The organism is Shewanella khirikhana, assembly GCF_003957745.1.
Classification (GTDB): Bacteria; Pseudomonadota; Gammaproteobacteria; order Enterobacterales; family Shewanellaceae; genus Shewanella; species Shewanella khirikhana.
In genome coordinates this window covers 2,226,714-2,246,949 of the sequence record NZ_CP020373.1, presented here as the reverse complement: position 1 = coordinate 2,246,949, position 20,236 = coordinate 2,226,714, and the positions used below count along the sequence as shown (strand labels likewise).

Sequence of the window (20,236 nt, the reverse complement as noted above, 5' to 3'; positions counted from 1 at the left end):
GAGAAAGCAGATGATGCGAATGGGGGTGGATCTCGGTGGCACCAAGATTGAACTGGTGGCATTGGGTGAAGATGGCAGTGAACTGTTTCGCAAGCGAATTGCAACGCCAAGGGAGTATCAGGGAACCCTGAACGCCATAGTGACCTTGGTGAATGAAGCCGAGGCCGCCGTGGGCTGTGAAGGAACGCTGGGGATTGGGATCCCCGGGGTGATTTCCCCTTATACAGGGCTTGTGAAAAACGCCAACTCCACCTGGATCAATGGCCATCCGCTTGACCGTGACCTTGGCAAAATCCTGGGCCGTGAAGTCCGGGTTGCCAACGATGCCAACTGTTTTGCAGTGTCCGAAGCCGTGGATGGCGCTGCGGCCGGCAAGGGCGTGGTGTTTGGTGCGATTCTCGGCACCGGCTGCGGCGCCGGTCTGGCGCTCCATGGCCGGGTACATGGCGGCGGCAATGGCATCGGTGGCGAGTGGGGACACAACCCTCTGCCCTGGATGCGTGCTGACGAGTTCAACTCTACCCAGTGCTTCTGTGGCAACAAAGATTGCATCGAAACCTTCGTTTCAGGCACCGGCTTTGTGCGCGATTACAAGGCCCATGGCGGCAGTGCTGACACCGGCGTTGATATCATGGCGCTGGTGGATGCCGGTGACAAGCTCGCCAATGAGGCGTTCGATCGTTATCTTGACCGCCTGGCGCGCGCCTTTGCCCATGTGATCAACATCCTGGACCCGGACGCCATTGTGCTTGGCGGCGGCATGTCCAATGTGCAGGCGATTTACAGCCGTTTGCCGGAAATTCTGCCCAAGTATGTGCTGGGCGGCGAGTGTCGCACCCCTGTGGTCCAAAACCTCTACGGCTGCTCATCCGGCGTGCGTGGCGCCGCCTGGTTGTGGGAAAAGCGCTGAACCTAACCGAAGCCAAGTCTGTGTCCGCATCGACTGATGCGGGCGTTACGTTTTTGATAGCCTTCATCTCATCCCTTGGGTAAGCTCTTGTTTCATCATTTTTAGCAAGCGCTTACCCATGTTCTGGCTTAAAAAAATCCTCTCATTGCTGATCATGCCCATTCCGGCCTTGGTGCTGCTGTTGCTGCTGGCCCTGTGGCTGTGGCGAAGACGTGTGCTGGCAAAATCTCTGGTCACCAGCGCCTTGATTACCTTGGTGTTTCTATCTTCATCCTTTGGCAGTCGCCTGCTGGTATCGCCGCTGGAGAGTCGTTTTTCGGCCACATCACAGCCCATATCAGGGCCCTGTGTGGTGGCAGTGCTGGGCTCGGGTCATGAAGACGATATCCACGGCAGTGCGGTGCAGCAGTTGTCGACCATTGCGCTGGCAAGGCTCAGCGAAGGCGTGCGGCAGCTGTCTTTGGGGCAGGAGTGCACCTTGGTGGTCAGCGGCTTCAGTGGCGGCCTGAACACCCGTCCCCATGCCGAGGTGATGCGGGCGGCGGCCATCGAGCTTGGTGTCGATGAGAGCCGAATAATTGTTTTGCCGCAGCCACGGGACACCCTGGAAGAAGCCCGTCAAATCAAGGCGTTGGGGATTGACAAGGTGAGGCTGGTCACGTCCGCCGCCCATATGGCGCGCGCCATGGCCATGTTTGCCCATGAAGGCGTTATCGCCGAAGCGGCGCCCACCGACTTTACTGCCAGGCGTTCATATTGGTGGCGCTTAAGTGCCCGCGAACTGTATAACTCGCAGATGGCCATCCACGAATACGTAGGTATGTTGTGGTTTTCCCTAAGATATTAAAGTTAACACTACCGGATCTATGATGACTGACCCGCAATCCAGGGATGCCGCAGTGGCATCCACCGAGTCCCAGGTGTCTCTTGAACCCCTGATAATAGTGCCCGCCAGCAAGCGTAACGGCATCACGCTGTCACTTATCAGTGCCTTGTTGTTTTGTGCGGCCCTGTGTGTGTTCCTGTTTGCCAAAACCTTGTTTGGTTTGGGGATAGTGCTGTTTGCGCTGGGCTCAGTGGGGCTTATCCTGGGCTACGCCAAGGTGTCTCAGCCGCCGGAGTCGGTGCGGTGCGATAGCAGCGGCTTTTACTATTTTCATCGCCGTGGACGCTATGCGCTGGCGTGGGACAACATTGCCCGTATCGATGTACCCAGAGTAAGTCAGGGGCTCGACAGTCTGGATTTGCCCTTTATCGGCATCAAGCTTAAGCGTATCAACCCACTGTTGGATGTGATCTCCCCAAGGCTTGCCACGGGGCTTTTGTCTGAGCAGCGGCCGCTGCTGATGACGGCGGCGGCCCAGGACGAGGCGCTGGAGACATTGGAAACCCAGCTCGGCGCCGAGTTTACGCCCCTTGTCACCGATGGCGAACGTTACCGCGGCGTGCTGGCCATGTTTGGCCACAGGACCCTTATTCTGGATAAGCACCTTGGCTATCATTTGTTTATTCCTGCTGATGCCCTGGACGATGAACCCATGGTGGTTGCAAGAAGACTCAGGGCCTATAAATCTGCATGGCTGCAGAGGCTGGAAAGTTAAAAAAGGGGGCCTTACGGCCCCCAATTAATTGCAGAGATAAGTTGGGCTTTGCAGGGTAGCCCTGAAGGTGCCCTCTTAGTGAGAGGCCTCTGCGTGCACCTTGTCGATACCATAGGCTTTGCCTTCTGCGTGACAGGTGGCGCAGCTTTCTACCGGCAGATTGGCGGTGGTTGCAGGCTCGCCCTGAACGTAGGCACCGTTGCTCTTGAAGTGGGCCACGGCGGCACCGTCTGAGTGCTCGTGGCAGGTACGACAGGCTTCAGCCAATGGAGTGATGTACTCTTCAGCACTGGTGCTGACCTTGATGGCACGCTTGCCGGAGGTCAGGCCGCCATCGTTGGCGAAGAACTTGGCGTTGTCCTGGTGACAGGCAAAGCAGTCAGTAGCCACACCTGGATAACCTTGCAGTTCCATGTTCTTGTCAAGATAGATGGCAGGTACGCCGCGGCGTGCATCCCAGTTACCGCTGTGGAAGCGGTGCGCCACAGTGAACAGATCGCGCTGGCTGAAGGTGATATCTGTGATGGTTTCGAAGATACGGTTGCCATCGGCATCCACTTCGCCGGTATCGTACTCAACAGGGTGACCTGAACGGCCTGCCAGGGTGTTGTGACACGCCATACACTGGGTAAATTCGGTCACACCGTGGGTGCCTTTCACGTGGGTCAGGTTTTGGTGGCAGCTATTACACTTGGCTTCGTCCACTGTGATCCGGGCAGGATCGTCCATACGTGCCAGCACTGTGGCACCGGCTGGGTCGTCCAGGTTGAAGTAAGTGATAGGGGCTGCGTTGGCCAAACCATGGTCACTGCCAAAGTCCAGACCTTCGATGGCTTCGCCAAGTGCGTCGCGACATTTCACGATGGCGCCATCGTTGGCACAAAGCTGAATTTCACCTGTGACATAGATGGTGCCTGTCAGCATGGTTTCGGCAAAGTCTTTGCTGACGGTCAACACGCCGCCTGACAACACAGGGTTATCGGTGACTTTCAGGTTCAAATCGCCATTGACAAAACCACCGGCGTTCACGTTACCAATCAGCAGCGGACGTGAGGTGCTGGTCATGTAGTCGGTAAGCACTGTGCCATCGGCAACCGGCGCCCCATTCATGGTGATCTTGGCGCTGACGGTCAATGTCTTCATGCCATCACCGGGGGTAGGGTCAGTGACTGTAGCGCTTTGAGGTTCCACTTTGAACAGCTCGGCGTATTCAGCGCGTTTACCCACATTGTGTGCCATGGCGGGGCTTAAACTGCCGCTGCCGTGACAGGATTTACACTGGGTATCGTCGGCCTGGGCCAGGTCGAAGTCGGAGTGACCGTCACCGGTTTCAAAGTTCACGTTGATGTGACAGCCCACGCACGCCTGACGGTAGATGTTGTCAGTCCAGGAAGGACCATTGTTGTGACAGCTGGTACATTCGCTCAGCTCACCTGGGAAGCCCAGCTCACCAAAGTATTCTTTGGCTTCACCAGAGAGGAAGTCACTGATGTGATGGCCTGCGTGGATACGGTGCACCATGGGGCCAAAATCAAACAGCCAACCCTCGGCAAGTTGCGCTTCATCGGGCTGATTATCTGGGTTGTGGCAGGCCACGCAGTTTTCAACACTTTGGTAGTTGTGGTGCGCTTCAATCTTGGCGATACGGCCGTCCACATTACCGTGACAGCTGATACAAGCGGCATCGGAGACAGTGTCTTTTCCGGTCGCTTCGACAATGGCACCTGTGGCAGGTACATAGTCGAGTCTGTCTGACAGGACTTTATCTGGTACCGAAACACCGGCGCTGTCTTTGATGTTGTACGCCCTCAGGAATAGACGGTGAGTGGCATTCAAATCATCGCTGGCATTCATGATGGGGGCGGCCCCGTCGTGGGTCCAGGTGCCTGTGTAGGTGCCGGGTTCATTGGCATCTTCCACCAGGGTACAGGCATTACCGGTCTGACCGCGGGAAGTGTAGGTGCCGGTCAGGGTACAGTACATGGAGGAGCCCAGATCCTGCACCATGGCGTTATTCACCCACTCCAAAGGTGCGCCGCTGCCACTGCTGTTGGTGCTCAGCGTCAGTGAATACAGCGAGACCATGTCCAACCCGGAGAATGGTACGGTTTTGCCCTGGGCGGTTTTACCCATGGCTTTGAACTTGATGGCAAATTCGCCAGAGCCCGCCACGTTGATATCGGCAGGCAGGATTTCGAAAGTGACATCTGCGGCGGTTTCAGCGGTGTTGACGACTGAACCGGCGGGAGCGCCGGGTGTGCCAGGGGTTCCGGGAGTTCCGGGGGCGCCTGGGGTACCGGGTGCGCCGTCCTGACCATCGCTACCGTCGCCGCAGGCGGTAATGGTCAGGGCACTGAGGAGTGCTATCGTCAGCAGAGATCTATTGTAGTTTTTCATCATCGCGTCCCTTTATAGCCCTAAGACTGCTGTTGCAGTACCTCCACTATAGGACGTTCGATGTATATATAAAGTGGTAGTTGCGACCTTGTTTCAAATGTGTGAAACAGGTATTTAATCTCTGAATTGCGAATTTCGAGTTTGGGAATTGGCAATTTCAAATACTGAAATTTACCTCGGTGATATCGGTTTCCAGCCCCAGTGTCAGGCCGATAATTCGCAGCATTTTTTGGCGAACTTCCGGGCCATAGCGGCGGTGATGGGCAGGCTTTTCAACCAGATACAGCCCGGGAATGGCAATGCCGGTATGGAGTCTGTCCAGCTCTCGGGCACCCAGGCGGCGAAGCTTCACTTCCGGGAGGGATTCCACCAGGCGGGTTTCCAGCGGTGACGCAAATGACAGACTGCCCTGGGTCAGTAGATGGGCGTACCACTCTTCTTTGTCGGAAACCCGCACCACCTGAGGTGGGGTGAGTCCTTCTCGGTGGCAGAAGAGTTCCAGCGGATCGACCCTGTCATTGAAGCCTGGATGATTCATGCACAAAAACGGGTACTCGCAGATCTGTTCCAGATGAATGTCATCGAGCTGCCACACCGGATGGTTTGAGGCGCCGACGAGGCACAGACCTGGTGTGTCGCACAGACGCTCGAAACTGAGGTCGTTATGGGGCTCAGGTGCCAGCGCCAGCCCCAAATCCAGATCCCCGGCGTGGATGCGATCGGCGGTGTCATTTTGCCACAGGTGCAGGGTGACATCGGGCGCCAGACTGCGCTGACGGTTAAATTCCAGCGCCAGGGTTGTCATCAGTCCCGAACTGACTGCAAGGTTATACACAGGGTTACTTTGGCGGTGAAATGCCTGATGGTCTTTTAAGCGCAGCGACAGCGAGGTGATGCTATCGGTCAGTTCGCGGATAGCGGGGTAGAGCTGCTCTGCCAGGGGGGTGGGTTTCAATCCTTGCTGACGACGATAAAACAGCTCATCGGCAAATATTAGCCTCAGGCTCGCCAGTGCCCGGCTGACTTTGGGGGCGGAGACATCCAGCTGACGGGCAGCGCTGTTGGCGTGGCCGGTTTCAAAAATGGCGCGAAACAGCAGCAGTGAAAAAATGTCCAGCTCGGCGAGTTGTTTATCCAGTGGCTTATTCATGGCTCAGGCTATCGCAAAGTGATGCTATTGAGCCTAACAAATAATCCGACGTATGCTTTGATGGATATCATATTTTTAACAAAATGATAACCACCAACTCCAAAGTTGCAGCGCCAAAGCTGCAGTGCCAAAACAGCAGCGCCAAAACAGCAGTGCCCAAACTGCAACGCCGGTCTGGCAGACCTGAAACGGCAGACCTGAAACTGGCCTGACCGAGATTAGAAAACAAAAAACGCGGCCCGAGCCGCGTTTTGCTGATGTGTTTGCCGGGTTGTCGCCCGGTTTAGCCCTGCTTCAACAGCACAGGCTCTTCATCGTTTGCTTCCAGCAACTCGCCTGAGAGGCTGTCGCGGGTACGGATCCCGATAAACTGTCCACCTTCAAAGATTTCCATGCTGTCGCACTTTACTTCACCTTCCACAGTGCCGCCGTTGGCAATGGTGAGTTTGGTGCATTGCAGCTTGCCTTTGAACAGGCCAGAAACCTTCAGCTCGTTACAGTGGAGAACGCCGTCGACCACGCCATCGGGTTCAATGGTGACTTTGGCCAGCGCATGAATGGTACCGAGCAGCTCGCCGCCGATGAGTGCATCCCCCTCAAAACGGGTCTCGCCACTTAAGCGGGTACCGGGGGAAATAAAAGTCAGGCCAGCCTGGGATTTATTATTTTTTCCAAACATAGTTCAGGGATATGAGTAGTCTGTTTGACTGATGTTAACCTTGTTTTGCGGCCCTGCAAACCACTAAGTTTTGGCACTTGCGTCAGAAATTTGGCTTGCTGTGCCATTGCGCCGGCTGGGTCGCGGCTTTATCGCATCGCCGCCGGTGTTTTTCGCCGCGTTGGGAACGCATGGGTACGTGCACCTTTATGCTTGCTGCGGTTATTCGCCGCCGCGTTTGATACTGATGGCATCGGCCGGGCAGGGGGCGACACAGGCGCCGCAGCCGGTACAGGCATCCAGGCTAAGCTGTGGTGCCGGAGCTTTACCTACTGCTGGGGTGAAATTGATAGCGCGCTCGTCGCAGGCATCTTTGCAGCTCTGGCACCAAATCCCACGCTCAGCGAGGCAAGCATTGGATATCTCGGCTTTTAAATCCCAGGCGGGTGACTTTTCGGCATCAAACAGCGGCTCTTTGCAGACTTCATGGCAGCGGCCGCAAAAAGTGCACTCGGCATCTTTGAAACTCACCTCGGGAAAGCCGCCTTCGCCTTTGATTAAAATATGGGTTTCGCAAGCTGCCAGGCAGTCACCACAGCGGGTACACACATCAGTAAAATCGACGCCTTCTCGCAAAAATGGTGGGCGCAGTGCGGTGTCTTTTCGGCGGCTAAAAAGCCGTCTTCTACTCAGATTGATGTTTTCACTCATATTTTTAGTTTTAAGCCCATCCAGAATGCAGGCCCCGCTGATAGTCTGGGACCCCTGACGACTGCCAGGGGCCCGGATTGGTGCCGGTTACTTGTAGCCGTTGGGATTGGCAGACTGCCAGCGCCAACTGCTTTGGGCCATATCGTCCACATTGAGGTTCGCCTGCCAGCCAAGCTCTTCGCGGGCTTTGTCCGGATTGGCGTAACAGGCGGCGATATCACCGGGGCGGCGCGGCGCAATTTGGTAGGGCACCGGCTTACCTGACGCTTTTTCAAATGCTTTGACCATGTCGAGCACGCTGTAACCCTGGCCTGTACCCAGGTTGTAGGTGACAAGCCCAGGCGACGTTTTGAGTTTATCCAGCGCCTTTAAATGCCCAATGGCAAGGTCAACCACGTGGATGTAGTCGCGTACGCCTGTGCCGTCGTGGGTGGGATAGTCATCGCCGAATACCGCCAACTTTTCCCGTTTCCCCACGGCTACCTGACTGATAAAGGGCATCAGGTTGTTGGGAATGTCGTTGGGATCTTCGCCGATGAGACCACTTTCGTGGGCACCCACCGGATTAAAGTAGCGCAGACGGGCGATGTTCCAGCTTGGGTCTGAGTGATGCAGATCCGCAAGGATATGTTCAACCATCAACTTGGACTGGCCGTAGGGATTGGTGGCCCCGGTGGGGAAATCTTCGGTAATCGGCAGGCTGGCAGGGTCGCCATATACGGTGGCAGAGGATGAAAACACCAGGTGCCTTACCCCAAACTCAGCCATGACCTGACACAGCACTAGAGTGCCGGTGACATTGTTTTCATAGTAGCGCAGCGGCTGGGCGACAGATTCTCCCACCGCCTTGAAGCCGGCAAAGTGGATAACGGCTTCGATGTCGTTGTCCATAAAGATTTTTTTCAGCAGCGCTTTATCGAGAATGTCGCCCTGAACGAAGGGCACTTCGATGCCGGTGATCTGCTCAACCCTGGTGAGTGCTTCCACGCAGGAGTTGGACAGGTTATCCAGCACCAGCACATCGGCGCCGATTTTTTGCAATTCCACCACTGTGTGGCTGCCGATATAGCCAGCACCGCCGGTCACAAGAATGGTCATGTTAGTTGAGTCCTTTTACAATTTGTTTTAAGTACTTGGCAAATTCTTTCCCAAGTTCGGGATGACGCAGGGCATATTCGACGTTGGCCTGCATATAGCCGTGCTTGTTGCCACAGTCGTGGCTCTTACCCACCATACCATAGGCGTTCACCGTCACCGACTCCATCAGCATCGCAATGGCATCGGTAAGCTGGATTTCATCACCGGCACCGGCGGGGGTGCGGCCAAGCAGAGGCCAGATTTCCTTTGGCAGCACATAGCGGCCCACAACGGCGAGGTTTGAAGGTGCCTGGTCGACGGCGGGTTTTTCCACCAACGCCGACAGGGGCGCACTGTCGCCGCCCTTGAGGTTGACGCCATTGATATCGGCGATGCCGTATTGATTTACCATCTCATGGGGCACTTCTTCCACCATGATTTGGCCGGTATCGGTTTCATCGAAATACTTGACCATGGCCGCAAGGTTATCGGTGGCGAGGTTGCTTTTGGCGTCATCGATAATTACATCGGGCAGCAGCACCGCAAAGGGCTCATCGCCTACCACTGGGCGGGCACAGAGGATGGCGTGTCCAAGGCCCTTGGCCTGGGCCTGACGAACGCTGATAACAGTCACGTCTTTGGGGCAGATGGCCTGAACTTCGTCCAGGAGCTGACGCTTTACCCGACGCTCAAGCTGAGCTTCCAGCTCAAAACTGGTATCGAAATGGTTTTCGATGGAGTTTTTACTGGCGTGGGTTACCAGCACGATTTCCTTGATACCGGCGGCAATGGCTTCGCTGACCACGTATTGGATCAGTGGCTTATCTACCACAGGCAGCATTTCTTTGGGGATAGCCTTGGTGGCGGGGAGCATACGGGTTCCGAGGCCGGCAACCGGGATCACGGCCTTGCGGATTTTGGACTGTTTCATGGTCATCCTTAATGGTTTGCCCTGGTGGTTTTTTGCCCTGGCCTTCCTCGGCCCCGGCACGCTGAATATCCACTTATTGTAATGGAGCCTTTGTGAAAAACCATTGACTTCCAGACTGTTTAACGAAATTTTTCATCTGTTTGCTTAATCGGGAATCTATCGTCTGGGTTCGGGATTTTGGAGGTGCCAATCCGGCAGCTTGAGTTATTGCTCTGTTTCTTGCTTGTAATAAAAGCTTTACAAAAATACCTGCCACAGCACGGCGGAATAAAACGTGAGGCAGTTAACAAAAATTGGCCCTTGGAACACTATTGGGGGGTCGCAGTTAACGTGAAGTGAAACACGAGATGAGTACAGAGTATGTTGCCCGAAAGCCGGATGCGAATGGTTTTATCGCCTATCCGGAACAGGAAAATGAGATTTGGGCAGAGCTTTATGCGCGCCAGGCCGTCAACCTGCCGGGCCGTGCCTGCCAGGAATATTTGGATGGACTGGAGAAGCTTGGTCTGCCTACCGACCGGATCCCGCAGCTTGCCGAAGTAGACAACATCCTGCTGGATGCCACTGGCTGGAAAACCGCCGCCGTGCCTGCGCTGATTTCCTTTGAGCGCTTTTTTGAGCTGCTGGCCAATCGCCAGTTTCCGGTGGCTACCTTTATTCGCAGCCGCGAAGAGTTCGATTATCTGCAAGAGCCGGATATTTTCCACGAGATTTTTGGTCACTGCCCCTTGCTGACCAACCAGGCGTTTGCCAACTTCTCCCACGCTTATGGCAAGCTAGGTCTGGCCGCCACCAAGGAAGAGCGGGTGTTTCTCGCCAGGCTCTACTGGTTTACCGTGGAATTTGGCCTGCTCAAGAGCAAAGACGGTGAGCGGCGCATTTATGGTGGCGGCATTTTAAGCTCCCCCGGTGAGACCCTCTATGCCTTCAGCGATACGCCGCTGCGTAAACCCTTCGATTTGGTGGATGTGCTGCGCACGCCTTACCGAATTGATATTATGCAGCCTGTGTATTTTGAAATTGAACACATTGATTTTCTTGATGAGATTGCCCGTATGGACATTATGCAATCCATCACCAAGGCCCGTGCTTTGGGGCTGCATGCCCCGCTGTTTGAGCCCAAAGCCAAAGCCGTTTGAACGATAAGAATAAAGGAGCAGTAATGAGCGAATTAGCATCCATGAAGTGCGAAGCCTGTCAGGCTGATGCCCCAAAAGTCACCGACGCCGAGCTGGCTGAGCTTATCCGGATGATCCCCGACTGGAGTGTGCAGGTACGCGATGGCGTGATGCAGCTGGAGCGGGTCTACAAATTCAAGAACTTCAAGCTGGCAATGGCGTTTTCCAACAAACTTGCCGATCTCGCCGAAGAAGAGTTCCACCACCCGGGCATTTTCACCGAGTGGGGCAAGGTGACTGTGACCTGGTGGTCTCATTCTATTAAAGGCCTGCACCGTAACGACTTTATCATGGCAGCCAAGACAGACCAGTTGCTCGACTAAGTCTTAATTAAAATAAATCAGCACTTTACCTGAGGTGGAGTGCTGATTTTTTTATGTCTGAATCTTTGTTCTGTAAACAAGACTTGCCACTTTAACCAATACCTTCTACCGTATAGCGCCAGGTACTCTTGCAAGGTCATGGACGCCAATTGGGTGATGTGGCCTTAACTCCCAAAAAACAACACAACAAAGGGATACATGCAGATATGCGTTTGGAAGTGAGCTGTCAGGACAGGGTAGGTCTTGCCAAGGACATCCTTATCGTACTGGAAAAGTACGGTATTAACCTGCTTGCCATCGATGCCAGTAACCGTGGTTTTCTGTATTTCCAGTTCGCTGAGGTGAGTTTCGATACCCTGAGCGCGCTGATGCCGCAAATTCGTAAGGTCGAGAGTGTGCACGATGTGCGTACCGTGGCCTTTATGCCGTCCGAGCAGGAGCATTATGCGCTCAAAACCCTGCTCAGAACCCTGCCTGACTCCGTATTCTCCCTCGATGTGAAGGGGCGCATTCGTATTGTGAACGAATCGGCGCTGATGACTTTGGGCATGCAGGAACATGAAGTGGTGGAAGAGCCGCTCAATCATTGGGTGCAGGGCTTCAACTTTGGCCGCTGGCTCAGTGAAGCTCAGGTGCTGGCCCAGGCCACCCGGGTACAGATTGGCCAGAATGAATACCTGGCCGAAATGCTGCCTATTTATCTGCCTGATGAGAATGACAAAAGCATTCTGGCCGGCGCCGTGGTGTCGCTGAAATCCCCCGCCCGGGTGGGTAAGCAGTTCAATGCACTGCAAAATCAGACCGCCGGTTTTGAGAACGTACTGGCTGTCAGTGACAAGATGAAAGAAGTGCTCAAGCAGGCCAGACGCATGGCCCAGCTGGATGCACCTTTGCTGATCACCGGCGAGACCGGCACCGGCAAAGAGCTGATGGCCCGTGCCTGCCACGACGCCAGCATGCGCCGTGAACACCCCTTTATTGCCATTAACTGTGCCGCCTTGCCCGACAGCGCCGCCGAAGAAGAGCTGTTTGGCTTTGTCCGCGATGGCCAAATCATTAAGCGTGGCCTGTTTGAAGAAGCCAAGGGCGGCACCGTGTTTTTGGATGAAATAGCCGAGATGTCCAAGGCGGCGCAGGTCAAGCTGCTGCGCCTGCTTACTGAAGGTTCCTTCAGGCGTATCGGCGGCGATGAAGAGGTGAGGGCGGATGTGCGTATTATCTGCTCCAGCCAAAAGAATTTGGCCGAACTTTGCCAATTGGGCGAGTTTCGTGAGGACCTGTACTACCGCATCCATGTGCTGTCGTTCCACCTGCCGTCGCTGCGTGAGCGTAAAGTAGACATCATCCCACTCACCGAGATGTTCCTTGAGCACTATAGCCAGCAGCTTTCCAGCCCGATGCGCCGCATCTCGCCGAGCTGTCGCGACCATCTGCTGACTTATGCCTGGCCCGGCAACGTACGTCAGCTTAAAAATGCGGTGTTTCGTGCCGTATCCATGTGGGATGGCTCGGCGGAGCTTACGGTTGAGCAGCTGAAACTGCCATCCTACGCCGAAGGCTTCGGTTATTTCGATAATCAATTCGAAGGTACCCTGGATGAGGCCATGCGCCAGTTTGAGTCCAGCTTGCTGCGACGTCTGTATCCGGCTTACCCCAGCACCCGCCAGCTGGCGAAAAAGCTTGGGGTCAGCCACACCGCCATTGCCAACAAGCTTCGCGAGTACAAGATCAGCAAGAAGCGCTGAGTCTGGGCTGTAAATGGAATTTGCCAGTCGGTGGTGCAAAATTGCAGCAGCGATGAATGGCGAAACCCGCCCCGTGGGGGCGGGATGATAACTGTATTATTATGTTTACAAATGGCGACAATCCCGCGCGAACTGTGATTTTGGTCACGCTATTTTAAATAGCCGCGCCTTGGGGTATTTGTTACGCCAAGCAAAGCCGCACCCGTTGGGTTGGCGGCCGTTCGAGGACAGGAGCAGAGAATGAAATTAGCCACATATAACAATGGTCGCCGTGATGGTCAGCTGATGCTGGTCAGCCGCGATCTGACCAAGGCCGTTGCCGTACCCGCCATTGCCCACACCATGCAGCAACTGCTGGATGCCTGGGATCTGCTGAGCCCTCAACTGACAGAGCTGTACGACGCCCTGAACGACGGTCAGCTGGAAAACACCCTTGAATTCGATGAAACCAAGTGTTTGTCGCCATTTCCCCGTGCCTTTCAATGGGCCGATGGCAGTGCTTATGTGAACCACGTTGAGTTGGTGCGCAAGGCCCGCGGCGCCGATATGCCGGAAACCTTCTGGACCGATCCGCTGTTTTATCAGGGCGGCTCCGACAGCTTTATTCCACCGCGCAGCAACATCGAGCTTGGCAGCGAAGACTGGGGTATCGACTTCGAATCTGAAATTGCCGTCGTCACTGACGATGTGCCCATGGGCGTGAGCACTGATAACGCTGCCAAGCACATCAAACTGCTGATGCTGGTGAACGACGTGTCGTTGCGTAACCTGATCCCGGGTGAACTCGCCAAAGGGTTTGGTTTCTTCCAGTCCAAGCCATCCAGCAGCTTCTCGCCAGTGGCGGTGACCCCGGACGAGCTCGGTGACAGATGGCAGGACAGCAAGGTGCATCTGCCGCTTATTACTCACCTGAACGGTGAACTGTTCGGAAAGCCCAATGCCGGTGTGGACATGACCTTCAACTTCAGCCAGCTGGTGGCCCATGTGGCCAAAACCCGCCCCATTGGCGCCGGTGCTATTATTGGCTCAGGTACCATCTCCAACTATGACCGCAGCGCCGGCTCCAGCTGTTTGGCTGAAAAGCGCATGCTGGAAGTGATTGCTGATGGTAAGCCAAGCACCCCATTTATGCGCTTTGGCGATCGCGTGCGTATCGAAATGCTCGACGATAAAGGCGACAGCATTTTCGGCGCCATCGATCAGCAGGTAGTAGAATACAAGGGCTAACGCCCAAAGGATTTGAAAACGGGGCTTTGGCCCCGTTTTTTATCGCCGTGACAATGATGGACTTACCTGGTGCTTAGCTGTTTATTCCGAGAGCCCGCCGACAGCGGTGTTTGACTCAGGTGCTGGCGCTGATTGAGCAAGCGGCTCCCCGGCTTCAGGGCCTCTTCTGACGACCTGAAGAGGAGCGGGCAGGGGAGAACAGCAGCGCGAAGCGGCACTGAACCGGCCACAAGAGTCCATCCAAGGAGAGATGAATGAAATTATACGGATACTGGCGCTCCAGCGCCGCCTATCGGGTGCGCATTGCGCTCAATTTTAAAGGCATTAAGGTTGAGCAGCACTCAGTACACCTGGTGAAAAATGGTGGTGAGCAGCACGCCCGAGACTATGTTTCCCTGAACCCGCAACATCTGGTACCCACTCTGGAGCTGGACGATGGCACTGTGCTGACCCAATCACTGGCCATTATGGAGTATCTGGAAGAGTGCGCCGAGGGGGCAAAACTGCTGCCTGAATCGGCCATTGACAAGGCCCAGGTGCGCGCCATGTGTCTTGCGGTTGCCTGTGAAGTGCACCCTCTCAATAACCTCAGGGTGCTGCAGTACCTTGCTACTGACATGGCGCTGTCCGATGAGGTGAAAAACGCGTGGTATCACCACTGGATCCACGAAGGTTTTGCAGCAATTGAGAAAATGCTCGCCCGCCACAGTGGTCAGTATTGTTTTGGCGATTCTCCCACTCTTGCCGATGCCTGCTTAATTCCACAGGTATATAACGCACGCCGATTTAATGTGCCCTTGGATAATTATCCGAATATTGTTCGAATAGATAAGCACTGTAATTCGACTCAGGCGTTTATCGATGCACTGCCGGAAAATCAACCGGACGCACAGTGATGTGTTTAGAAAAAAGGCGGCTTAAGCCGCCTTTTTTCATTTATCTCAGCTTTAACGATAGGTGAGACGCATCTTTTTGTTAAGTAGTAATTTAATTGATGTTATCAAAGTGTTTGTAATATGTTTTATTTGTGGTTTTGGTAATAAGTTGAAATAAAATTGTTTCAAGATTGGGTTGTGATTAGTTTTAACGGTTTTACATTGTTGGCTGTCAGTTAATATCCAATATTTACAGTTAGTTACCTCCTTCGTCTTGAAGCTTGATTACAGGGTCTTATGCGGTAAATTCTGGATATTGCGTTAAATCTGTCTATATCGGGTAAATGTACGGTTAACGCTTGGTTTTCATTTGTTTCATTGCGTGATACATGTCACGCCTCCGAGATAAAAACGTAATCAGAACAGTGCTCGGAATAGCATTTAAGTGGTTTTTGGCCATCTGCGGCTAAAAATGCGCCTGAATGCGTTTGACATGCAAACAACTACAAGGAAGCGAGAAAGTGAAAACCAAAATCGCCTTGGCCATTTCTATGGCTCTGCTCAGCGGTGCTGCCTCTTCGCAGACCGTCTCTTCTGCATCGGGAGAAATGGCGCTGTCCGATGCGCTTAAACAGTTCAGCGGACGTAATCGCAATGCCGACTCGGCACATCCCAAGTTTATCGCTGAAGCAGGGCTTGGTAATGAAGTTCATACCTACATAGTGCGTCTTGCCGATAAAGCCGTTGCCAACTACAACGGTGAAATCCAGGGATTTAAAGCGACCAGCCCACAGTTTTCCCGCGCCAAAGGTGACGTCAATAACATCAAGCTGAATGTGCGCAAGCCCGAAGTGCGCGCCTATGCCAGTTTCCTGAAAGCAAAGCAGGATAACTTTGTCTTAAAAGCCAAGGCATCAACCGGTGATGACGTCGAATTTGTAACCAGCTTCCAATATGCCTTCAACGGTGTGTCGATGCGGATGACCCAGGCCCAGGCGCAAAAGTTGGCTCAGCTGCCGGAAGTGGCCTTTATCGAACGTGAAAAGCTTGAACAAATGGAAACCGATGCCAGCCAGGCGCTGATTGGTTCACCCAAGGTATGGAATGGCAGTGCCACCGGTACCAAAGCCATGGGTGAAGGCGTGATTGTGGGGATTATCGACTCCGGTATTAACTCAGATCATCCATCTTTTGCCGATGTGGGTGGTGACGGTTACGATCACACCAACCCATGGGGACAAGGGGTATACGTGGGTGACTGTGCCGCCGATTTTGCCGGAATGTGTAACGACAAGCTGATTGGTGTTCACAGCTATCCGGAAATCACCAAAAACTATGATGATTTGGACGTGTTCGGTCCAACTCCGCCGGCTAAAAATGGCGAGGACTATGGTGGTCACGGCTCCCACGTTGCCAGCACGGCAGCGGGTAACATCCTGAAAAATGTTCCTTTTGTTGAAGGTGAAACGGGCAAGCTGGTTGGCGATGGCATTGAGACCGGTTTGACGTTTGAGCAGATTTCAGGTGTTGCACCGCATGCCAACATTGTGGCGTATCAGATCTGTAACCCTGGTAACACCGGGGATACCTACAGTGGCTGCCCCACTTCTGCCACGCTGAAGGCACTTGATGATGCCATCAAAGAAGGGGTGGATGTACTTAACTATTCCATCAGCGGTGGTGGTCATCCATGGCGCAGCGCCGCAGAGCTTGGCTTCCTGGCCGCACGCAATGCCGGTATTTTTGTGGCCGCCGCAGCCGGTAACACCCGCTCCAACATCAAGCAGGTGCCATACACCACGCCCAAGCATGCTCCCTGGTATACTTCGGTCGCCAACTCTACCCATGGCCGTGATATCGCTCAGCAAATGATGCTGGGTGACACCAAGTTCGACTTTACACCATCCGGCCCAGGTTTGACCGAGACAGTGAGCGGCAATCTGGTGTATGCCGGTGCCGTTGATGCAGCCAACTTCCAGGGCTGTAATGCCTTTGCTGCCGATGTATTTAAAGACAAAATTGCCCTGATTAAACGTGGCAGCTGTGCGTTTGTTGACAAGATCAACCATGCGGTAGCCGCTGGCGCCAAGGCCGTTGTTATCTTTAACAGTGATGGCTCAGGCAACGCCCGCTTTGGCATGGCTGGTGTAGAAGACATCAAGGTTCCGGCAATCGGTATTGGTAATGCCGATGGCCTGGAAATCGTAAAGCTGCTTGACGCCAACCCAGCACTGACGTTAACCATCGACCCGGCGCTGGCTATCAAAGAAAAGCCGGCGGATATTTTATCCGCGTCATCATTGCTCGGCCCCAATGGCTCTATTGATGTGATGGTGCCTTATGTCGCAGCCCCTGGTTCCGATATCTATGCCGCCTATGCCGATGAGCAGTACGGCCATGATAAAACCGGTACCGATCCGGCTGATTTCACCTTGATGTCAGGCACTTCGATGGCAAGTCCTCACGTTGCCGGCGCCGGCGCCTTGCTGAAATCCCTGCATAAAGATTGGACACCAGACAATATCCGTTCTGCCTTGATGTTGACCGCCACCGGAGCTCAGGCGATGAAGAAGGCCGACGGCACTACTGTGGCCGACCCATTCGACGTGGGTGCTGGTCGTATTCGCGTGGATTTGGCTGCCAAAACCGGCCTTATCATGGATGAGTCTGCGCTGAATTATGAAATTGCCAACCCGGATACCGGTGGTGACCCACGCAAACTCAATTTGCCATCGATGCAGGACAGCAAGTGTGTAAACAGTTGCAGCTGGAGCCGTAAAGTCACCGCCACCGCCGATGGTGAATGGAGCGCGGCGGTTGAGAAAGTGGTTGGTGATGTCGCCTATACTGTTGAGCCGGCAAGCTTTACTCTGAAAAAGGGTGAAAGTCAGCTTATTACTGTGACTGCCGATGTGACCAAACTCGGTAATGACTGGGGCTTTGCCAACCTGAAACTGAACTCTTCTGCTCATCCAATGGCAGCCATGCCTGTGGTTGTTAAGGCCGCCAAGCGTAATCTGCCATCGCTTATCACTGTGAATGCTACCCGCAGTGCCGATGAGATGAATATTTCTGGCTTGAAAGCGCTTGATTTGCCAGATGTGAAATCAGCTTCTGCCGGTATCGCACTGGCCGAAACGCTGGAGTCCAAACTGGCGGAGGACAGCACCAATGGCAAGCCATTCGACGATTTCGATCAGGTAGACGTGTTTAAGTTCCCGGTTCCGGCTGGCTCGCTCTATTTCACCGCCTCCATTGCCTATACCACGTCTCCCGATCTGGATGTCTACGTGCTTTACGATGATGGCAGCGGCTTTAGCATTGTGGCCAGTTCGGCCCGTGCGGGTTCAGAAGAGTCAGTGCTGGTGAGTAACCCTGCTGCCGGCGATTACTACGTCGTGGTACAAAACTACGAGGCATCCGCCGCCGGTGCAAAAGATACTTATGGTCTTAAGCACCTGACCCTTAGTAATGAAGCAAGCGATAACTTCAATGTGACACTGAGTGGTGATAACAAGGATTTCGACCTGAGTCTGGCATGGGATCTTAATGTATTGCCTGGTGATGATGGCTTAGCAGTGGTTATGCTGCAAACCTCAGATACCAAAGTGGCGACCGTTAACCTGCCGGTGATCTTTACCCGGGTAGCCGATGATGTGACTCCTCCGGCGCAGACCAAGGTCAATGGTCTGGTGGAGCCAGGCGAAGCTATCAAGATAGTTAACAGTATTGCTGCCAACAAGACCCAGGAAACCCGTACTTACCTGTTGAGTGCGTCTATTCCTGCGGGCCATGAAGTGGCGAACATCAGCCACGATGGTAAGCAGGAAGGCCAGAGCATTAACTGGAGCATTGATATGGCTTCAGGTCAGGAAGCACAGGATGTGAGTTTCGACCTGATCCCCCGCAAGGCCAGCAAAGCCAACGAACTGGTGCTGACCAACAAGGTCGACAACGCGACGGCCAAGCTTATCAGCGACAGCTATAGCTTCGATGTACCTGAAGTGAAGCCGGTAGCACGTGTGGATGCGCCAAAAGGTATCCATGAAGGTGCGACCCTTACTCTGAATGGAAGTGTTTCCTACGATCCCAATGGAGATGATTTGACCTATGAGTGGACACAGCTTGGTGGTAAAACCGTGAAGGTTGATGCCACAGCTCCCGTTCTCAAGTTCAAAGCACCTTCCGCTGATGGTGCAGCAGAAATCATTTCTTTCAATCTGACAGTAAAAGACAGTCAGGGGAACTCTGATTCCACTCTGGTTTCAGTATCTATTACCGATAACCCAGACCCAGGCGGCTCTCTGGGTTGGCTGGCACTGCTGCTGGCACCGGTGGCCTTCCTGCGTCGTCGGATGAAGTAATCAACATCCAAGGCAAAAAGCCCGGCATTAGCCGGGCTTTTTTATGTGCAATTGACTGCGGACTACTGATTTTCCAGCAAAAACTCCACAAAGCTGCGGTCTGCTTTTCCGACCGGACGTTTCTTTTTCCAGGCGATATGCAAATCGAGGAACATGCGCGGGTTGAATGAGCGCTTCTCGATGCCGTCTTTGTCGGTAATCACCATATCCAGCACACTGGTAATGGCAAACCCCTGAGAAACAAGCTGTTTGATCAGGTTTATCAGGTTGGTTTCGAAGGCAATATTCGGGCTGATGGCCAGCGCTCTTGCCTGGGACAGCAGCCACTCGCGGTGAAAATAGCCGGGTTTGAACATCACCAGCTCGTGGGCTAAAAAGTCTTCCAGAGTAACGCTTGGTTGCTGGGCGAGGGGATGGTCGCTGCCAAGTGCCACTACCATTTCTTCGGTGAGCAGCAGGCAGGAGTCAAATTCGGGCCGCAAATCACCGGCGGTGATGATGGCAATATCCACCTCTTCCTGCTCAAGCATTCTGAGCGCATCCCGGGTGCCACCTTCAAACAGACTGAGCTTTACGCCGGGGTAGCGGTGGCGAAAGGCCATCAACCGGGAGGGCAAATAGAAGGAGCCGAGCATGCCTGGCACCGCTATCCTGACTTCGCCTTCACTGAGACTTGCCATGGCGCGAATTTGCGCCTTGGCCTGATGCAGCTGGTTGACTATCAAGCGGGCGTGCCCAAGCAGTGCTTCGCCTTCGGCGGTGAGCCTTATCCCCCGGTCGCTCATGCCCTGCGTTCGATTCAGTAAAGTGACTTCAAGCTCCTGCTCCAGCTTTTTAATGCTTTGGCTCAGCGCCGGTTGCGCCAACCCCAGCCGTTTGGCTGCGCGGGTGAAACTGCCTGCGTCGCAGACGGCAATCAGATGAGACAGCTGCTTGATGTCCATAGGAGGTGGCTTGCCTTAAATATAAAAATTATCAATAAATGAATTCTATTTATCTATTATCGTTATGTTATGGCTTGCGCTAGCCTGAAGCAATCCTGATAGATTCATTTTGGTTGGAGTTGCAGTGTCGGGCAGAATTTCAAGG

General features: G+C 54.0%; 16 protein-coding genes. 9 read left to right on the top strand and 7 right to left on the bottom strand.

Annotated features, from left to right (window positions below; translation table 11 throughout):
• Positions 1–10 precede the first annotated feature (10 nt).
• The 3 genes from mak (at position 11) to STH12_RS09835 (ending at position 2,511) form a co-directional block, all read left to right on the top strand.
• Positions 11–910 carry a fructokinase gene (mak, locus tag STH12_RS09845; protein ID WP_126167378.1) on the top strand — a complete coding sequence of 300 codons (900 nt, stop codon included), beginning with the start codon at positions 11–13 and terminating at the stop codon, positions 908–910.
• Positions 911–1,028: 118 nt separating this feature from the next.
• Positions 1,029–1,757: a YdcF family protein gene (locus tag STH12_RS09840; RefSeq protein ID WP_126167377.1), complete on the top strand. Its 729-nt coding sequence runs from the start codon at positions 1,029–1,031 to the stop codon at positions 1,755–1,757.
• A gap of 22 nt (positions 1,758–1,779) precedes the next feature.
• On the top strand, positions 1,780–2,511 hold the full coding sequence (locus STH12_RS09835; RefSeq protein ID WP_126167376.1) for a DUF2982 domain-containing protein: 732 nt from the start codon (positions 1,780–1,782) through the stop codon (positions 2,509–2,511).
• A 75-nt stretch (positions 2,512–2,586) separates the two neighbouring features.
• Here the strand turns inward: STH12_RS09835 and STH12_RS09830 are convergent, their stop codons facing one another.
• From STH12_RS09830 to galU, 6 genes are all read right to left on the bottom strand, one after another.
• Positions 2,587–4,911: an OmcA/MtrC family decaheme c-type cytochrome gene (locus tag STH12_RS09830; protein WP_126167375.1), complete on the bottom strand. Its 2,325-nt coding sequence runs from the start codon at positions 4,909–4,911 to the stop codon at positions 2,587–2,589.
• 154 nt (positions 4,912–5,065) lie between these two features.
• Positions 5,066–6,058 (bottom strand): LysR family transcriptional regulator, encoded by a 993-nt coding sequence (locus STH12_RS09825; RefSeq protein ID WP_126167374.1) that lies wholly within the window; start codon positions 6,056–6,058, stop codon positions 5,066–5,068.
• 283 nt (positions 6,059–6,341) lie between these two features.
• Positions 6,342–6,737 (bottom strand): bactofilin family protein, encoded by a 396-nt coding sequence (locus tag STH12_RS09820; RefSeq protein ID WP_126167373.1) that lies wholly within the window; start codon positions 6,735–6,737, stop codon positions 6,342–6,344.
• Between the two features lie 201 nt (positions 6,738–6,938).
• Complete coding sequence (gene napF / locus STH12_RS09815; protein ID WP_126167372.1) at positions 6,939–7,427, bottom strand: ferredoxin-type protein NapF; 489 nt, start codon at positions 7,425–7,427, stop codon at positions 6,939–6,941.
• Between the two features lie 87 nt (positions 7,428–7,514).
• Positions 7,515–8,525 (bottom strand): UDP-glucose 4-epimerase GalE, encoded by a 1,011-nt coding sequence (gene galE, locus STH12_RS09810; protein WP_126167371.1) that lies wholly within the window; start codon positions 8,523–8,525, stop codon positions 7,515–7,517.
• Between the two features lies 1 nt (position 8,526).
• Positions 8,527–9,435: a UTP--glucose-1-phosphate uridylyltransferase GalU gene (galU, locus tag STH12_RS09805; protein WP_126167370.1), complete on the bottom strand. Its 909-nt coding sequence runs from the start codon at positions 9,433–9,435 to the stop codon at positions 8,527–8,529.
• Positions 9,436–9,782: 347 nt separating this feature from the next.
• Between galU and phhA the strand changes: the two genes are divergently transcribed.
• From phhA to STH12_RS09775, 6 genes are all read left to right on the top strand, one after another.
• Positions 9,783–10,574 (top strand): phenylalanine 4-monooxygenase, encoded by a 792-nt coding sequence (gene phhA / locus STH12_RS09800; protein WP_126167369.1) that lies wholly within the window; start codon positions 9,783–9,785, stop codon positions 10,572–10,574.
• 23 nt (positions 10,575–10,597) lie between these two features.
• The gene (locus tag STH12_RS09795; protein WP_126167368.1) at positions 10,598–10,936 is read left to right on the top strand and encodes a 4a-hydroxytetrahydrobiopterin dehydratase; all 339 of its coding nucleotides are present in this window, start codon (positions 10,598–10,600) and stop codon (positions 10,934–10,936) included.
• Between the two features lie 206 nt (positions 10,937–11,142).
• A complete protein-coding gene (gene tyrR / locus STH12_RS09790) occupies positions 11,143–12,681 on the top strand; it encodes a transcriptional regulator TyrR (RefSeq protein WP_126167367.1) in 1,539 nt (512 codons plus the stop codon).
• 240 nt (positions 12,682–12,921) lie between these two features.
• The gene (locus STH12_RS09785) at positions 12,922–13,908 is read left to right on the top strand and encodes a fumarylacetoacetate hydrolase family protein (protein ID WP_126167366.1); all 987 of its coding nucleotides are present in this window, start codon (positions 12,922–12,924) and stop codon (positions 13,906–13,908) included.
• A 254-nt stretch (positions 13,909–14,162) separates the two neighbouring features.
• Positions 14,163–14,804 (top strand): maleylacetoacetate isomerase, encoded by a 642-nt coding sequence (gene maiA, locus STH12_RS09780; RefSeq protein WP_126167365.1) that lies wholly within the window; start codon positions 14,163–14,165, stop codon positions 14,802–14,804.
• Between the two features lie 500 nt (positions 14,805–15,304).
• Positions 15,305–19,147, top strand: a complete 3,843-nt coding sequence (locus STH12_RS09775) for a S8 family serine peptidase (RefSeq protein ID WP_126167364.1) — start codon at positions 15,305–15,307, stop codon at positions 19,145–19,147.
• Positions 19,148–19,209: 62 nt separating this feature from the next.
• Here STH12_RS09775 and STH12_RS09770 read toward each other — a convergent pair whose 3' ends face one another.
• The gene (locus STH12_RS09770; RefSeq protein WP_126167363.1) at positions 19,210–20,091 is read right to left on the bottom strand and encodes a LysR family transcriptional regulator; all 882 of its coding nucleotides are present in this window, start codon (positions 20,089–20,091) and stop codon (positions 19,210–19,212) included.
• Positions 20,092–20,236: the final 145 nt, after the last annotated feature.

Bases quoted from the DNA above. Each gene is read 5' to 3' on its own strand.
- mak (WP_126167378.1), top strand. From the start codon at position 11: ATGATGCGAATGGGGGTGGATCTCGGTGGCACCAAGATTGAACTGGTG.
- STH12_RS09840 (WP_126167377.1), top strand. From the start codon at position 1,029: ATGTTCTGGCTTAAAAAAATCCTCTCATTGCTGATCATGCCCATTCCG.
- STH12_RS09835 (WP_126167376.1), top strand. From the start codon at position 1,780: ATGACTGACCCGCAATCCAGGGATGCCGCAGTGGCATCCACCGAGTCC.
- STH12_RS09830 (WP_126167375.1), bottom strand. From the start codon at position 4,911: ATGATGAAAAACTACAATAGATCTCTGCTGACGATAGCACTCCTCAGT.
- STH12_RS09825 (WP_126167374.1), bottom strand. From the start codon at position 6,058: ATGAATAAGCCACTGGATAAACAACTCGCCGAGCTGGACATTTTTTCA.
- STH12_RS09820 (WP_126167373.1), bottom strand. From the start codon at position 6,737: ATGTTTGGAAAAAATAATAAATCCCAGGCTGGCCTGACTTTTATTTCC.
- napF (WP_126167372.1), bottom strand. From the start codon at position 7,427: ATGAGTGAAAACATCAATCTGAGTAGAAGACGGCTTTTTAGCCGCCGA.
- galE (WP_126167371.1), bottom strand. From the start codon at position 8,525: ATGACCATTCTTGTGACCGGCGGTGCTGGCTATATCGGCAGCCACACA.
- galU (WP_126167370.1), bottom strand. From the start codon at position 9,435: ATGAAACAGTCCAAAATCCGCAAGGCCGTGATCCCGGTTGCCGGCCTC.
- phhA (WP_126167369.1), top strand. From the start codon at position 9,783: ATGAGTACAGAGTATGTTGCCCGAAAGCCGGATGCGAATGGTTTTATC.
- STH12_RS09795 (WP_126167368.1), top strand. From the start codon at position 10,598: ATGAGCGAATTAGCATCCATGAAGTGCGAAGCCTGTCAGGCTGATGCC.
- tyrR (WP_126167367.1), top strand. From the start codon at position 11,143: ATGCGTTTGGAAGTGAGCTGTCAGGACAGGGTAGGTCTTGCCAAGGAC.
- STH12_RS09785 (WP_126167366.1), top strand. From the start codon at position 12,922: ATGAAATTAGCCACATATAACAATGGTCGCCGTGATGGTCAGCTGATG.
- maiA (WP_126167365.1), top strand. From the start codon at position 14,163: ATGAAATTATACGGATACTGGCGCTCCAGCGCCGCCTATCGGGTGCGC.
- STH12_RS09770 (WP_126167363.1), bottom strand. From the start codon at position 20,091: ATGGACATCAAGCAGCTGTCTCATCTGATTGCCGTCTGCGACGCAGGC.